At 60.1% G+C, this 15,569-nt stretch carries 15 protein-coding genes; 5 read left to right on the top strand and 10 right to left on the bottom strand.

What is annotated here, in order from left to right:
- Positions 1 to 37 precede the first annotated feature (37 nt).
- A complete protein-coding gene (locus tag FIV05_RS06605; RefSeq protein WP_152509068.1) occupies positions 38 to 481 on the top strand; it encodes a cupin domain-containing protein in 444 nt (147 codons plus the stop codon).
- Between the two features lie 510 nt (positions 482 to 991).
- Positions 992 to 1,807, top strand: coding sequence for a DUF1206 domain-containing protein (locus FIV05_RS06600; RefSeq protein ID WP_152509067.1), 816 nt, complete (start codon positions 992 to 994; stop codon positions 1,805 to 1,807).
- Positions 1,808 to 1,825: 18 nt separating this feature from the next.
- Here the strand turns inward: FIV05_RS06600 and FIV05_RS06595 are convergent, their stop codons facing one another.
- The 5 genes from FIV05_RS06595 to FIV05_RS06575 all read right to left on the bottom strand — a co-directional run bounded on the left by FIV05_RS06595 (position 1,826) and on the right by FIV05_RS06575 (position 8,450).
- Entirely contained in the window at positions 1,826 to 3,211 is a 1,386-nt protein-coding gene (locus FIV05_RS06595) for a mechanosensitive ion channel family protein (protein WP_209009880.1), read from the bottom strand.
- Between the two features lie 169 nt (positions 3,212 to 3,380).
- Positions 3,381 to 4,841 (bottom strand): signal recognition particle-docking protein FtsY, encoded by a 1,461-nt coding sequence (gene ftsY, locus FIV05_RS06590; RefSeq protein WP_152509065.1) that lies wholly within the window; start codon positions 4,839 to 4,841, stop codon positions 3,381 to 3,383.
- A 265-nt stretch (positions 4,842 to 5,106) separates the two neighbouring features.
- Positions 5,107 to 6,375, bottom strand: coding sequence for a tRNA (N(6)-L-threonylcarbamoyladenosine(37)-C(2))-methylthiotransferase MtaB (gene mtaB, locus FIV05_RS06585; protein ID WP_152509064.1), 1,269 nt, complete (start codon positions 6,373 to 6,375; stop codon positions 5,107 to 5,109).
- A complete protein-coding gene (dapF, locus tag FIV05_RS06580) occupies positions 6,372 to 7,283 on the bottom strand; it encodes a diaminopimelate epimerase (protein ID WP_152509063.1) in 912 nt (303 codons plus the stop codon). Before dapF ends, mtaB begins: the two co-directional genes overlap by 4 nt.
- A gap of 276 nt (positions 7,284 to 7,559) precedes the next feature.
- Positions 7,560 to 8,450, bottom strand: coding sequence for a neutral zinc metallopeptidase (locus FIV05_RS06575; protein ID WP_152511844.1), 891 nt, complete (start codon positions 8,448 to 8,450; stop codon positions 7,560 to 7,562).
- Between the two features lie 221 nt (positions 8,451 to 8,671).
- Between FIV05_RS06575 and FIV05_RS06570 the strand changes: the two genes are divergently transcribed.
- Entirely contained in the window at positions 8,672 to 9,157 is a 486-nt protein-coding gene (locus FIV05_RS06570) for a hypothetical protein (protein WP_152509062.1), read from the top strand.
- Positions 9,158 to 9,173: 16 nt separating this feature from the next.
- On the opposite strand, the gene FIV05_RS06565 is transcribed toward FIV05_RS06570, so the two are convergent.
- Positions 9,174 to 9,713, bottom strand: a complete 540-nt coding sequence (locus FIV05_RS06565; protein WP_152509061.1) for a L,D-transpeptidase family protein — start codon at positions 9,711 to 9,713, stop codon at positions 9,174 to 9,176.
- Positions 9,714 to 9,905: 192 nt separating this feature from the next.
- Between FIV05_RS06565 and FIV05_RS06560 the strand changes: the two genes are divergently transcribed.
- Positions 9,906 to 10,589 carry a response regulator transcription factor gene (locus FIV05_RS06560; RefSeq protein ID WP_023002571.1) on the top strand — a complete coding sequence of 228 codons (684 nt, stop codon included), beginning with the start codon at positions 9,906 to 9,908 and terminating at the stop codon, positions 10,587 to 10,589.
- Positions 10,590 to 10,614: 25 nt separating this feature from the next.
- Positions 10,615 to 11,121, top strand: coding sequence for a cyclic nucleotide-binding domain-containing protein (locus tag FIV05_RS06555; protein ID WP_077291410.1), 507 nt, complete (start codon positions 10,615 to 10,617; stop codon positions 11,119 to 11,121).
- A 390-nt stretch (positions 11,122 to 11,511) separates the two neighbouring features.
- On the opposite strand, the gene FIV05_RS06550 is transcribed toward FIV05_RS06555, so the two are convergent.
- From FIV05_RS06550 to FIV05_RS06535, 4 genes are all read right to left on the bottom strand, one after another.
- Positions 11,512 to 12,378 (bottom strand): protein-methionine-sulfoxide reductase heme-binding subunit MsrQ, encoded by an 867-nt coding sequence (locus FIV05_RS06550; RefSeq protein WP_209009879.1) that lies wholly within the window; start codon positions 12,376 to 12,378, stop codon positions 11,512 to 11,514.
- Between the two features lie 808 nt (positions 12,379 to 13,186).
- Positions 13,187 to 13,792 (bottom strand): 3-isopropylmalate dehydratase small subunit, encoded by a 606-nt coding sequence (gene leuD, locus FIV05_RS06545; protein ID WP_152509059.1) that lies wholly within the window; start codon positions 13,790 to 13,792, stop codon positions 13,187 to 13,189.
- A 39-nt stretch (positions 13,793 to 13,831) separates the two neighbouring features.
- Positions 13,832 to 14,782 carry an N-acetyl-gamma-glutamyl-phosphate reductase gene (gene argC / locus FIV05_RS06540; protein ID WP_152509058.1) on the bottom strand — a complete coding sequence of 317 codons (951 nt, stop codon included), beginning with the start codon at positions 14,780 to 14,782 and terminating at the stop codon, positions 13,832 to 13,834.
- 139 nt (positions 14,783 to 14,921) lie between these two features.
- The gene (locus FIV05_RS06535) at positions 14,922 to 15,488 is read right to left on the bottom strand and encodes a peroxidase-related enzyme (RefSeq protein ID WP_031270047.1); all 567 of its coding nucleotides are present in this window, start codon (positions 15,486 to 15,488) and stop codon (positions 14,922 to 14,924) included.
- Positions 15,489 to 15,569 lie beyond the last annotated feature (81 nt).

Below are 15,569 nucleotides of genomic sequence, written 5' to 3'. Positions count from 1 at the left end.
CGTCCCGGAAATCCAGTTGATCCAGCCGGGACTTTTCATGACTTCTACTGCCAGCCTGACCACCGAAAAGATCGTCGACCTTCTCGACATGCAACCGCACCCGGAAGGTGGCTTTTATGCCGAGACCTTCCGCGACAGCGTCACCGATGATGGTGGCCGGGCTGCATCCACCCTGATCTATTTCCTGCTTCCCGAAGGCGTTCTCTCCCGCTGGCACAAGGTTGACGCGGTCGAGACCTGGCACTGGTACGCCGGCAGCCCGCTGGAACTTTCCATCAGCACCGACGGCACCACCCGGGAGGTGATTACCCTGGGCAACGACCTTCTGGCCGGCGAACGCCCCCAGGGCATCGTTCCCCGTGACGGCTGGCAGCAGGCCCGCTCGCTCGGCGCATGGACCCTGGTCGGCTGTACGGTTGCCCCCGGATTTCAGTTCGAAGGCTTCGTCATGGCACCGGAAGACTGGCAACCGGGAAGCTGAATTTTCGCTCCCTGTTCGATTCCTCGGAACCATTTCCTGTTTGACGAGTTCTCTCTCCAACGAAAGGAGAGAGGCATGAACGGTATCATCTATCTGGTCGGTCTCGTCGTCGTTGTCGGCGCGATCCTGTCCTTCATCGGACTGGTCTAACCTAGCCCCGGTAACTCTGCCGCGCCCCCGGCAGACGATCTCCAACAGTTTGGGCCGGACGCAAGCCCCCGCCACGAACGGCCGCCCCCTACCGTTCACCCAGCGTCCGGCCCTTTTCCGTTTCTGGTAAGGAATTGAACATGCACAACATTATCTATCTCGTCGGACTTGTCGTCGTGGTTGTTGCCATCCTGTCGTTTCTCGGCCTCGGCTGAGCCGGGGTAACCCTCAACGTATTGCAGGTTTAGCGACCACGCCCTCTGGCACCGCCCGCTGGTCGGCCCGCCAAACATTCTGGCGGAGCCGACTTACAGCGCTTACCGATCGTGAAAATGCCGGGATGGCGGAAAGACCAGGGGAATGAAGTACTCGCACTGGTTACAAGCTGCCGCACGCGCGGGATATCTTTCGCGCGGCATCGTCTATGGCATCATATCCTTCTTTGCCATTCTCGCATCCATCGGCGCAGGCAGCAGCAAGGGCACGAAAGGTGCCCTTGTCACTCTCTTGTCCCAACCCTTCGGCTCTGTTCTGGTGGCTGTCCTGGTGACAGGCCTGTTCGGTTTTGTCGTCTGGCGGCTGGTTCAGGCCGTTCTGGACGCGGACAACCATGGACGGGACCTGCAGGGGATCGTCGTGCGCCTGGCCCTTCTGGCAAGCGCCGCCACCTATAGCGCGCTCGCACTCTACGCCATGGGCCTGCTCGGAATTACGGGCACGAATGATGGCAAACTGCTGCCGGGCCTGATGAACGCTATCTCCCAAGCTCTTGGTCAGCGTCTATTCGTGGCTGGCTTGTCCCTTGTCTTTCTGGGAATAGCGGTTGCGCACTGGTGGAAGGCCTGCTCAGGCAGATACAGCAAGCACTTCGATGAAAATGAAGCCCCGATGCGGGTTGTTCACATCGTGTCGGTTCTTGGCCTCGGTGCACGCGGGATCGTGTTCGCCCTTCTGTCGGCAATGATCTGGCTTGGCATCGAGGGCGCCTCAACCTCCGGCGGCGATCTGCCGAGCACACTGGATGCGCTGAAATACATCCAGGGTTTGCCTTATGGGCAGGTCATGCTGTTCGCGCTGGCGGTTGGCCTGATGGTTTTTGCCATCTACTCCTTTGTCGAATCCCGATGGCGCAGGGTCAGCCTTTCCCGAGGCGCTGCGCAGGATTTGCTTTGTTAAGCGCCTGTCTTGTCAGGCTCACCTGGCTGCTTTCGCCCCGAATTCCTTCGGCGCATGTTCATCGAGAAGGTCGTCCGACTGGGCGGCTTTACGTTCCAGTTCAACCTGCTTTTCAAGATCCCGGTCGGCTTCCGTATCGTTCGGCATTTCTGCCGATTGCGGAAACGCTGCCTCTTTACGGGCGATCTTCCCGCGGTCCCGATCCCCCTCCTCCCTGTCCGGCAGCAGGTTTTCCAGCACAGGCGCATCGTCGAATCTCAGCCGGTAGATGGGCTCCGGCAGGGAGAAGCCGTTTGATTCAAGCGCGAGCTTGACGAGGCGCATCGCCTCGGACCGGGCCTTCTGGAAATCGGTCCGCGTCTGGTCAATCCAGCCTACAAAACTCAGAACAACGTTGGAATCTCCCAACGCTTCGATCCAGGCATCGGGGGAGGGATCCTGAAGAATGAACTCCTGGCGGCGAAGCGTCATGAGGCCAACGTCCAGCGCCTTGTCGAGGTTGCTTTCCGCATCGACGCCCAATTCGAAGACGAAGCGGCGCCGTGGATTGGTGGAAAAGTTGACGAGGGTGCTCTTGAAGACGATGGCGTTGGGGATGCGGATATGGTTCCCGTCCTTTTCCATCAGGATCGTTGCACGCGACGTGAGACTGATCACAAAACCCTCGTAGCCTTCAATCCGGACGAAGTCCTTGGGATTGAACGGCTGCCGGATGCTGAGCATGATACTGGCAATGTAGTTTTCGACCGTGTCCCGGACAGCAAAGCCGACCGCCAGACCCACAATGCCGGCTGCTCCAAGCAAGGTGCCGATGACGGCAGTGGCGCCCAGCACATCAAGCGCAAGCACGATCCCGATCGTGAAGAACAGGATCCTGATCAGCTGCCTGACAAGATCTGCAATGAAGGCATTGGGCGTGAGCCTGTTCCAAGGCCATTCAAACCGCGCGATCAGCAGTCCGGCCGCACTGGCCAGCATCCAGACGAGCAGGGCAACCAGGGCAAGTGGCAGATAGTTCACCCCTTGGGACAGGCGCGCCTGCAAGCGCTCGTAAACCGGAACGAGACGTTCCTCCAGGGCGGTTTCCTCGGTGAGATTGTTCTGGACCGCGACGACGCCGTCGACACGGCCGGCAAGCTCTTCGGCCTTCGTGGCAAGGCTTGCCTCGGTCACGGTTCCGGTCAGGTTGACCACACCCGATCTTACGACGACCGATATTCCGGAAAGTCCGTCGAGCTGGTCATAGATGCCGTTGATACGCTGCTCGATGGCCTGATCGTCGCCGGCACCGGGCACGGCGGTGATTGCTCCGGCAGGGCTTTCCGATTGTGAAAATGCAGGCAGTGCCCCCGGCAGAAACAGCACCAGAGCAACAAGAAACGAGTGCAACAATCTGGAAATCATGACGGCCTTTCCGCGCTTGTGCCCGGCTGCCGTCAGTAGAAGGGTTTCCGCGCGCGCCAGACTTCGACGCTAACTAAACGCACGTCGGGCTGTGAGGTTCCCCGGCACTGCTTTGCGAATTCGCAAGACGCCCGAACGAACGGATCCAGCGCCTTGCGGGACGCCCGCGTTAAGCCATGCCTGCAATCGCGCTGGCAAAATCCTTGGCCGAGAAGGGCTCGAGATCGGCCACACCTTCCCCAACACCAATGAAATGCACCGGCAATGCGTGCTTGGCGGCAATCGCGACCAGGATCCCGCCCCGGGCGGTTCCGTCGAGCTTCGTCATCACCAGACCGGTCACGCCGGCAACCTTGCCGAAGATCTCGACCTGGTTGAGTGCATTCTGGCCTGTGGTCGCATCGAGCGTCAGCAGGACCGTGTGCGGAGCTTCCGGGTCGTGCTTCTTGATCACGCGGATGACCTTCTCCAGCTCATCCATCAGCTCGGCCTTGTTCTGAAGCCGGCCGGCGGTGTCGACCAGAAGCACATCGACGCCCTTCGCCTGCGCTTCCTTCATCGCGTCATAGGCAAGTCCGGCGGCATCCGCGCCAGTATCGCGCGCAATCACTTCAGCCCCGGTGCGCTCACCCCAGATCTTCAGCTGTTCCACCGCAGCCGCACGGAAGGTATCGCCGGCCGCCAGCATGACGGTCTTGCCTTCCGAACGCAGCTTCTGTGACAGCTTGCCGATGGTGGTGGTCTTGCCCGTACCGTTGACCCCGACCATCAGCACCACATGCGGCTTCTTGCCGGTATCGAGATCAAGCGGCTTGGCGACGGGAACCAGCACCTTCTCAACCTCTTCGGACAGGATCGCCCGGACTTCCTCCGGCGAAATTTCCTTGTTGTAGCGTCCGTCGGACAGACGGTCGGTAATCGCCATCGCCGTGTCGACACCAAGGTCTGCCTGGATCAGGATATCTTCCAGCTCCTCCAGCATGGAGGCGTCCAGCTTGCGCTTGGTGAAGATCGAGCTGATGCCTTCGGTGAGCGATGCGGAAGACCGGGACAGGCCGTTCTTCAATCGCTGGAACCAGGACAGTTTCGGTTCTTCGGCAACAGGTTCCACCGGTGCGGCGGGCACTGGCGCAGCAACAGGCGCTTCTGCGGGGGCCGGCTCGACAACCGGTTCCGGTGCGCTTGCCGTTTCAGGCGTATGTATTTCTGGCGCCTGCGGTTCTGGGGCCTGTGTTTCTGGCACCTGTGTTGCAGGTTCTGGTGTTGCAGGTTCTTGGCTTTCGGGCTCTTCCGGCCGGGGCGCTTCAGGTTCCGGTGTTTCTGCCTGCTCGGGCTCGACGTCGGGTCCCGTATCGGTTGGCAGAATGTCTTCCGGCTCCACCACCGGCTTCATTGGCGAAAGTTCCGGAACGATACCAGGGCTGACATCCATTGCGATCGGCTGGAACGGCTCGTTCAGCGCCGCGACAGGCCGAACGTCCATCTCGACGTCGAGTGCCGGGTCGTCTTCCTGCGGTTCTGCGGATGTTGCTTTCTGTGCCGCATCTTCGGCGGCCGGAACAGCCTCGTCTTCCGGTTTGCTTTTGCCGCCGAAGAGACGTCCAAGAAAGCCGCGCTTTTTCTCGCTCATGAACCTGCCTTAAAAAATCTGCCCACTACTGCGTTCTTAAACTGTCGGCATCCACCGCCGAAGCCAAACCCTATACCTCATCCTGAGGAAGCGCTCAGCGCTGTCTCGAAGGATGGGCCACTTGCGCCGAGATTGCCGCCCATCCTTCGAGACGGCCCTTTGGGCCTCCTCAGGATGAGGGGTACATTGCAATTCGCCCCGGCTTCAATCCAATCTGACTCACACCACAGGCCAGCTCGTCACCACCCGATCCCTGAACCTTTCCTCAGGCAGCCCTGGAAAGGGCTTCGCCCAGAAGATGGCGGCCGGTATGTCCGATAATTCTGGTTTCGACAATCTCACCGGCATTGCCGCTGCCCAGCTCGACCTGCGTGAATTGTTCAGTCCGGCCAAGGCCTTCCTTCTCGATCAGCACGGGGCGGGTCTTGCCGACCTCGGCCTGAAGGTGCCTGACCAGGGCTTCCTCGCCCTTGGCCCTGAGGCGCGCGCCGCGTTCCTTCACGACGTTGCGCGGCAGCTGCGGCATGCGCGCTGCCGGCGTGCCATTGCGCGGCGAGAACGGAAAGACGTGCAGATGCGTCAGGCCGCATTCGTCGACGATCCGGAGCGAGTTCTGGAACATGTCCTCGGTTTCCGTCGGGAAGCCGGCGATGATGTCGGCGCCGAAAACCATGTCCGGCCGCAGGCGGCGAACCTCTTCGCAGAAGCGGATCGTGTCGGCCCTCAGGTGGCGCCGCTTCATCCGCTTCAGGATCATGTCGTCACCCGCCTGAAGCGAAAGATGCAGATGCGGCATCAGCCGTTCGTCTTCGGCGATCACCCGCATCAGGTCGTCATCGGCCTCGATGGAATCGATGGAAGACAGCCTCAGGCGCTTCAGGTCCGGAACCATCTTCAGGATCTTCGCCGACAGCGTGCCCAGCTTGGGGGTTCCCGGAAGATCCGCACCATAGGAGGTGATGTCGACACCTGTCAGCACGATCTCGTTGTAGCCGTTGTCGACGAGGCGCTTGATCTGGTCGATGACCACGCCCATCGGAACGGAGCGGGAATTGCCCCGGCCATAGGGAATGATGCAGAAGGTGCAGCGGTGATCGCATCCGTTCTGAACCTGCACGAATGCACGCGCGCGGCCCGTCAGTCCGTCTATCAGGTGGCCTGCGGTCTCTTCGACACTCATGATGTCGTTGACGCGCACTTTCTCGGTTTCGGAAACGCCGAAGGCGGCAACGTCCTGATAGGACTTGCGCTCAAGCTTTTCCGAGTTGCCGAGCACCAGATCCACTTCCTCCATGGAGGAGAAGGTCTCGCTTTCCGTCTGCGCGGCGCAGCCGGTGACGATTACCCTGGCGTTCGGGTTGTCGCGCTTGGCCTTGCGCACGGCCTGTCGGGCCTGACGAACCGCCTCGCCGGTTACGGCACAGGTGTTGATGAGGATGGCGTCCTTGAGGCCGGCAGCCTCCGCCTCGCGCTTCATGACTTCCGACTCATATGCATTGAGCCGGCAGCCGAAGGTCACGACATCGATGCTCATGACGCGGCTCCAGCCGCCAGCGGGGCGTCGCCCGTGGCGGTCTTGCGCCAGGCCAAAGTATCGAGATCGACCTCGCCTTCGAATTCCACTTCCGTCAGACCGGTCATCAGCACGTGGTTGTCGCTCTCGCGCCATTCGATCCCGATGGGACCGCCCGGCAGATGGATGGTGGTCTTGCGGCTGGTCCGGCCATCACGCGCGGCGGCAACCCCAACCGCACAGGCAGCCGTCCCACAGGCCAGCGTCAGACCGACGCCGCGTTCCCAAACCTTTACCCGGATCTGGTCGGTATCAAACACATGGGCCAGCGAAATGTTGGCGTATTCCGGAAAGATCGGATGGTGTTCCAGCAAGGGACCGACCCGCTCAAGCTCATAGGCTTCCACGTCGTCGACCCAGAAGATCGCGTGCGGATTGCCCATGTTGACGACGGCCGGTGTGTGCAGGATCGGATCATCGATAGGTCCGATCTGAAGTTCGATCGCACGGGTGTCGGCAAACTCTTCCGCGAGCGGTATTTCGTTCCAGGCAAGCCGCGGCACACCCATGTCGACAGTCACGCTGCGCGGGCCGTCGGCATCGAACGCGTGCAGCAGCCCGGCGCCGGTCTCGATGGTAACAAGCTCCTTGCCGGCTTCTTCCATCAGCAGACGGCCGATGCAGCGCGTGGCGTTGCCGCAGGCAGATACTTCGCTGCCATCGCGGTTGTGAATGCGCATGAAGGCATCGACACCCAGCGAGGACCGTTCAACGGTGATCATCTGGTCGAAACCAATGCCCGTCTCGCGGTCGCCCAATGCGGCAATGGCTTCCGGTGTCAGGCGCAGCGGTTTTGCACGCGCATCCCAGACCACGAAATCATTGCCAAGGCCGTTCATCTTCAAAAAGGGTCTGGTTTCAGACGCCATACCGGTCGCACTTCTTCAAAGCTTCAAGGAAAAGCGTCCGCCATCTTGCGGACATTTGCCCCTATATGGCGGAAAACACCGCAAATTACCAGTGGGGCAGGCAGTCATCGCAGATATGCGTAAACGCCCCAGCCCGTTATCACTTGGTCGTCATTGCAGGCTTGCCCCTGCAATCCATGCCGTGGGCTTTCAAAGCCGGAAGTGTAAGGAAAAGAACCGATCAAGCGGCTTGGATACCATGGACCTGCCATGGCAAGACGCGATGTGTTGGTGCCTCTACAGGCTCGCCGCGCTGAACGTGTCGCAGGCATTGAGGTCGCCGGACTGGAAACCCTTCTTGAACCAGCGCGCCCGCTGCGCAGAAGTGCCGTGGTTGAAGCTTTCCGGCACGACATAGCCCTGAGCCTGGCGCTGCAACGTATCGTCACCGATCCGGCTGGCCGCGTTCAGTGCCTCGTCGATATCACCTTCCTCGACAAACCCTTTCTGCCGGGCGGCATAATGCGCCCAGATGCCGGCATAACAATCGGCCTGCAATTCGACACGTACGGACAGGGCGTTGCCCTCCGCCTTGCTGAGCGTACGCCGGGCCTTCTGGAATTCCGGCAGCACGCCAAGCACGTTCTGGATGTGGTGACCGACTTCATGCGCCAGCACATAGGCCTGTGCGAAATCACCGGGCGCATTCAGCTGGTTTGCCAGTTCCTGATAGAAGGACAGGTCGATGTAAAGCTTGCTGTCGGCACCGCAGTAGAACGGGCCGGTGGCCGCACTGGCGTATCCGCAGGCTGATGACACCGACCCTGAAAACAGCACCAACGTCGGCTCCGGGTAAGTCGCACCACCGTTTTCGAAGATCTGGCTCCAGGTGTTTTCCGTGTCGGCCAGAACGACGGAGACAAATTGCGCTGTTTCCTGGTCGGCCGCACTGCGAGGGGCCTGCGTCTGATAGGACTGCGTATCGTAACCGCCCCCGCCATCCAGCTGTCCGAGAAGTGTCAGCGGGTTGATGCCGGTCAGCCAGGCAATGCCGACGATTATCAGGAGGCCCGTCAACCCGAGGCCACCACCTCTCACCCGGCGACCACCAACGCGCATGCGTGGTCTCCCGCCCATCGAACGCCTGTCTTCAACGTTGCTGCTGCCGCGGCGGCCTTTCCAGCGCATGTCCTTGTAATCTCCGTGAACCCGAACTTCGTCATACCAGACAAGACCGCGGAAACCTATGCGGTTGGCCGCAGTCTCTGCCTGTGAGACACTTTTCAAAAAACGCGGCAAGGCGCGTTCGGTTGCCCTCATTGCCAACGGAATCGTGATGCGGGTTACAGAGTTGGCGGTCATGCCGACCTAAAATTGCGTCCATGGGGCAGTTATGAAGGATAACGATCATGCCCGACGTAAACGCTCAACAGGCGCAACGCCTGATCAATTTCGCCACCGAGAGGCTTGGCCGGGTGGAAGGCGATGGCCAGTGCTGGACGCTGGTCGACAACGCTTTCCGGCACGTCGGCTTCAACAAGCCGGCGTCCACCTATGTCTGGGGACGGGTGATCAACAACCTGTCGGACGCCCGGCCGGGTGACGTCTTCCAGTTCACCCGCTTCGAAGTCACGGTTCGTGTAACCCAGCCCGACGGCAACTGGGAGGAACAGACGATGTCTCGCGGCGAACCGCGGCACACGGCGATCCTCGAAAGCGTCAACGGCAACAGGGCAACCTTTCTGGAAAGCAACGTCACCGACGACCAGACCGTCAAGCGCAACGGTTTCGGAATTCGCACGGCAACGACGACCGATGACGCCGGTGTCAGGACCTCGACCACGGTCAGTGGCAGTTTCATCATCTACCGGCCACAGGTCAGTGCCAATCCTTAAGACTGTTCGGGCCGGCTCAGGCGTGGATCACCATCTCCGCGCCAAGGTCGATGTTCTGAAGAATCAGGCGCATGTGTTCCGGCGAAACGGCAACGCAGCCTTCCGTCGGCGAATAGCCCTGCCGCGCGATGTGAAAGAAGATCGCGCTACCTTGTCCCTTCACGGCCGGGTTCAGGTTGCAATCCAGCACGACGACGATGTCGTAGAGCCTGTCGTCGCGCCACATCTTCTCGTGGCTGGCTGCAAAAGGCAGTTGCACCGGCCTGTTGTAGAGACGGTGGCCAGGGTCGTCACACCAGCCGGACGCCGGTGTCAGCGGCTCGGTCGGCAGCAGCGTTGCCGGCGGCAAGCCCCGGTCCGGGCGATAGTAGACGTGCAGCAATTCGAACCGGCCCACCGGCGTGCCGCCATCGCCTTCGCACTTGCGCATGACGATGCCCGACCGGCCAAGCGCACACGGGACCGTGATCCGCCCAAGACTGAGCACGCCGCGTGTCCGGTTCAGAGGCGACGCACGAACCTCCAGCATTCCCGCCGATTTTTTCAAGGTTTTCATGATCCTGTCCGTTCCGCCTGTCCGCTCCGCCGGTCTTCTTGATAAACCACCCCTAAACCCCGCGTGAAGAAGAATTGACGGGACACCGCTTGTGCGGGAACAATTTCCCACGCACATAGAAGCAGGAACGCGCTTGTGTCCTTTGCACAAGTCGTCGTGAAGAGATTTTGGATTCTGGCGAGGGACGCGACGATGACCGCCCGCACGATTTTGATTGTCGATGATGATACCGAACTGCGCGAAGCGCTGGTGGAGCAGCTGTCGCTCTACGATGAATTTGAGACGATCCAGGCGGATTCGGCCACGTCCGGCATCGCAATGGCCAAGGAAGAGCACGTCGACCTGCTGCTGATGGACGTCGGCCTGCCGGACATAGACGGGCGCGAAGCGGTCAAACTGCTGCGCAAGGGCGGTTTCAAGGCACCGATCATCATGCTGACCGGTCATGACGGCGACAGCGACACGATCCTGGGGCTTGAGGCCGGTGCCAACGACTATGTCACCAAGCCGTTCAAGTTCGCCGTGCTTCTGGCCCGTGTCCGGGCACATTTGCGCCAGCACGAACAGAGCGAAGACGCCACCTTCGCCATCGGCCGCTATTCGTTCCGGCCCGCCGCCAAGGTGATGCAGGACGACAGCGGCTCCAAGGTTCGCCTGACGGAAAAAGAAACCTCCATCCTGAAATTCCTCTACCGTGCCGGCGAAAAGCCCGTGACCCGCGACGTGCTGCTGCACGAGGTCTGGGGCTACAATTCCGGCGTGACCACCCACACGCTGGAAACCCACATCTACCGCCTCAGACAGAAAATCGAGCGTGACCCGTCCAATGCGGAGCTTCTTGTCACAGAAGCCGGTGGATATAAGCTTGTGCCGTAACCGGTAATCGGCGTATTTCTTGGGCATGAGCCTTGCCCAAGACATTGCGATTCTCAAACAAATCCCGATGCTTTCGGACTTTCAGGACGATCAGCTGCGTCTGCTCGCCTTCAGCGCCGAAAGCATGGATTACAACCGCGGCCAGCGCCTGTTCGATCAGGGCGACCGCGCCGATGGCGGTTTGGTAATCACCAGCGGCACGGTCAGCCTGCAGACGAGGACCACGGACGGCTTTGAGGAAATCGAGCGCGTCGGTCAGGGCACACTGCTGGGCGAGACGGCTCTTCTTGCGGAAAACAAGCGCCCTTGCCGGGCAGAAGCCGTTGACGGCGTGCGCATCATCCGCATTCGCCGCGCGCTCTTCAAACGCATGATCCAGGAATTCCCGGAACTTGCACAGCGCATGCTCGACCAGCGCGCCAACCAGTTCCGCCAGACGGTTTCAGCCCTGCGCCCCATCGGCGAAAAGATGGCCGAACTGGAGCAGATCAACGCCGAACGCCGCGTGCGCGACGACGAGAAACAGTCGTAGGGCGAAAGTCCCGACGCTGATTGTCTCGCAACTCAATCAGCGACAACTGAGCCTGGATCTTGGCGGATCTGTGTATTCCCCAGAGATAATCCTCACCTGTCGCAGCCAAGCTCATCAGAAGATAAGGGGATCGGCATGGATCCCATGGTCGAGCCATGGGATGACGGCAATGGGAAACCGGGAGACTCAGCCTACCCCCTCATGGGGTGGCTCACCAACCAGACCGGTTCCAATTCCTGAGCCCCCTCTTTCCGTCATTGCCGGGCCAGACCCGGCAATCCATGCCGTGACCTTTCCGCATGGAACCACCCGACCAGGATGGGGGCGCTCGACTTGGGTCCGAGGGCCAAGCCACGCCATGTCGGTTGTGAGTGAAGGTTCGGCGATACTTTACGCCCGTTTCAGCCCCAGCTTGGGGCCGAGCAATCCGCCGATCCATTGAACCATTGCCGCCACGCCAACCCCGAGCCCGATGATCCCGACCCAGATAGCCGGACGGATTGCAACGGAAAGGGCAAAGTTCGCCTGGAACACCCGGTCGGCAGGAATGCCGGTGGCAAGGGCGTACCAGGCAAATTCGATCCCGGCAGTCCCTGCAGCTGCCAGCAGCGCGCAAACCGCCAGAACCAGCGGGTTGGCAAGGCTGAAGCCTGCCTTGACCGCAAGTCTGTAGGTCATCAGCAGCACGAACAGGCCTGCCATCAAGGTGGCCTGCGTGACGTCCGACTTGGACTGCAGGAAGAAGTGGAACAGCATGAGACCGCCGATCGGATAGATCAGGGTGTGCAGCCGCTGCCAGTTCCGCCCGAGTTTGCGGATGGCGCTGTCGAAGGAGGTCGCACCCAGCACCGCCAGCCCGAACAGCGCGACAAAGCCGATGGTCAGATAGAAACGCAGAACGATTTCAGACACGACCTTGCTGAGGTTCCAGCTTTCCTGCGCAGCGTAAAGCCCCAGGTGCAAGAGCGCATAGGCAAGCACTGTCACACCCAGCATGCGCCTGACACCGACGATCCTGTTCCAGGAGAAGATCCTCCGGAGCGGGGTGACCGCCAGGGTCACAAGCAGGAAGCGCACCGTCCAGTCGCCACTGGCATGAAGCTCCATCTCGAAGGGCTCCGGCAGCACCGGTCCGAAGGCGAGGCTGTAGAAGATCTGCAACGCCGGAAGAAGCACGGCAATGAATGCAGCCAATCGCAGACCGGAAAGGTTGCCGCGTCGGTCGGTCCAGGGAGCGTATGGTGCCAGGGTCATCATATCCATACGTTCGGACTATCGCACGAAACGTTCAAGGACACTGAAAAGCTTTTCAAGCCTGCGTGAAGAAGATGAGAGGCGGTTATCCAGCTTTCCCTGTCCCGCTTCACCGGCAAGCTCCTTTCGGCGCCGCCCCTTTGTATTCAATCCGACAGGAACCCGTGATACCCAGATGATTTGTCATCCCGGTTTGACGCGTCAGCGGCAAGACCGGGATCCAGTACGCCGTGGGATCAGACTTCGAAAACCTTGCGAACCCAATGAATACTGGATCCCTGCCTTCGCAGGGATGACAAGGTTGATAGGCTTCAGGACAAGACGGCTGAATGCGGTTCCGCGATCATGCAGCGGCGGTTCAGTCGCAGGGGTGAAGAAGCGAACCAAGGCGGTGAGCGGCGCACCAGAAAACTCCATTTAGCCCATTTGTCGACCAAGTTTTCAGCACGGCCGGCTTGCATCCGGTCGGAGCAGGACATCCGATTTGGAACCACTCATTTCCACATTCTTTGTCATCCCGGTTTGTCGCGTCAGCGGCAAGACCGGGATCCTGTACGCCGTGGGATCAGACTTCGAAAACCTTGCGAACCCAACGAATACTGGATCCCTGCCTTCGCAGGGATGACAAGGTTGATGGGCTTCAGGACAACACGGCTGAATGCGGTTGTCGTGATCGAACTCTGGAGGATTGACCCTGTGAGTGGAGGATCAGGTCTTGGCGACAAGTCGCGCGCCTTGAAGAACCTGAGGCAACCAAAACAAAAAAGCCGGGTCGTGAGACCCGGCTTTTCAAAAGTCATTGCAGTCCGGCTCAGACCCAGGGACGGTCGTTGCCCATCTTGCTTTCAAAGGTGTCGATTTCACCGGCCTTCGCCATGGTCAGACCGATGTCGTCCAGGCCGTTGATCAGGCAATGCTTGCGGAAGCTGTCGATCTTGAAGGCGATGTCGCCGCTTTCAAGACCTTTGATTTCCTGGCTTTCCAGATCGATCGTCAGCGTGAAGTTGGCGCCGCGCTCTGCCGCATGCATCAGGGTTTCCAGCTCGTCTTCGGAAACCTGGATCGGCAGAATGCCGTTCTTGAAGCAGTTGTTGTAGAAGATGTCGGCGAACGAGGTGGAAATCACGCAGCGGATGCCGAAATCAAGCAGTGCCCAGGGCGCGTGCTCACGCGAGGACCCGCAGCCGAAGTTGTCGCCGGCGACCAGGATCTTGGCATCGCGGTAGGCGGCCTTGTTGAGAACGAAGTTCTCGTTCTCCGATCCGTCGTCGTTGGTGCGCATTTCGTGGAACAGCGCGGTGCCGAGGCCTGTGCGCTTGATCGTCTTCAGGAACTGCTTCGGAATGATCATGTCCGTGTCGATGTTCACGATCGGCAACGGCGCTGCGACACCGGTCAGGGTCTCAAATTTTTCCATTCTTCTTCTCTCCTGAAAGGCCTGAAAACGGATGCCCGCTTACGCGGCAAGGCTGGTTGTCTGATCGACACCGAGCATCAGATTGAGGTTCTGGACGGCAGCGCCGGACGCGCCCTTGCCCAGGTTGTCGTAGACGGCAACGATCGCAGCCTGCGCCCTGGCGTCATTTGCAAAGACGTGCAGTTGCAGCTTGTTGGTGTCGTTGAGCGCCTGCGGATTGAGGCTGTCGGATTTCTCGAGTGCTTCCAGCGGCGCGACCTCGACAAATCCGCCGGGTGCAGAAGCGAAATGATCGGCGATCGCCGCATGCAGCTGCTCGCCCGTCGGCACCTTGGCAAGGCCTGCCAGGTTCAACGGAACCACCGTCAGCATGCCCTTGTAGAAATCGCCAACGGTCGGAGTGAACAGTGGAGCTGCGTCGAGCAGGCCATATTCCGTCATTTCCGGAAGGTGCTTGTGATTGAACCCGAGCGCATAGGGCGCAAACGAATTTGCGCTGGTTCCGGCAGCTTCGTAATCGGCAATCATGCCCTTGCCACCACCGGAATACCCGGAGATGCCGAAATAGGTCAGGTTGAAGTCCGCCGGCATCAGCTCTGCGGTGATCAGCGGACGAACCGCAGCGATCAGGCCCTGCGGCCAGCAGCCCGGATTGGCGACGCGCATGGCCGCGGCGATGATGTCGGCCTGGTCGAGGTCCATTTCGGCAAAGCCGTAGGCCCAGCCCTCGGCAACCCGGTGGGCGCTGGAGGCGTCAATCACACGGGTGGTGTCGTTCTCGATCAGGGCAACGCTTTCCTTTGCCGCCGCATCCGGCAGGCAAAGAATGGCAATATCGGCCTTGTTGAGGTAGTCGGCCCGGGCTGCCGGATCCTTCCGGCTTTCGTCCGGAATGGAGATCAGCTCAAGGTCGCGGCGCATGGCAAGGCGCTCGCGGATCTGCAGACCCGTCGTACCGGCTTCACCATCAATAAACACGCGCGCAACCATCGCCCGTTCCTCTCCCTCTCATGATCGCCGCCAGTTTCGAACCCCAGGGCCCGAAAGCCGTCAGGCAGATCGGTGCAAAATCGCAAGCGTCATACACCCAATCGCGCGGCTTGTCACCGCCGCGCGACGCTCCGTTATCTCAACGGGCCCTTGAGTGATACTCATCATTCGGGCGCATGTCGGACGCCGCAGCCACCCTGTTGGACATGTTGAAGAAGCCCGTTACCGAGGCGATGTCCCAGATGTCGCGATCCGTAAACCCGACATCGCGCAGGGCTTGCCGGTCGCTTTCCACGATTTCCGCCGGCTTCTCCGTCAACTTGACGGCGAAGTCGAGCATCGCCCGCTGCTTAGGTGAAAGGTCCGCAACGCGGTAGTTCATCACCATCAGTTCCCCCAGTACGGGGTCCCCGGAAAGCTCGCGCACCGCAGCACCATGAGCCGTCAGGCAATAAAAACAGCGGTTGACCGCTGATACCGCAACGGCAATCATCTCTCTCTCGAGCTTGGAGAGTGTACACTCGCCCAGCATGAGGTCGTTGTACATGTCGGTGAAGGCGCGCAGCTTCGTTTCGTCGAACGCATATGCCTTGAGGACGTTGGGAACGAGACCCAGCTTCTCCTGGCACAAGTCGAAATAAGCCTGTGTCTTTTCACTCAATGTTACATTTGAATCGATTTGCAAGGCCGTGACTTTACTTGACAATTTGCTCCTCCCGTCATGAAACCGTTTATGTCGCTGAAATATGAACTTAAGTCTTAGAACGAGCCAGCGACAGAGCCAAAC

Source organism: Labrenzia sp. THAF191a, from assembly GCF_009363335.1.
GTDB classification, from domain to species: Bacteria; Pseudomonadota; Alphaproteobacteria; order Rhizobiales; family Stappiaceae; genus Roseibium; species Roseibium algicola.
The sequence above is the reverse complement of the archived record's forward strand: the minus strand, read 5'-3'. Positions and strand labels throughout refer to the sequence as shown.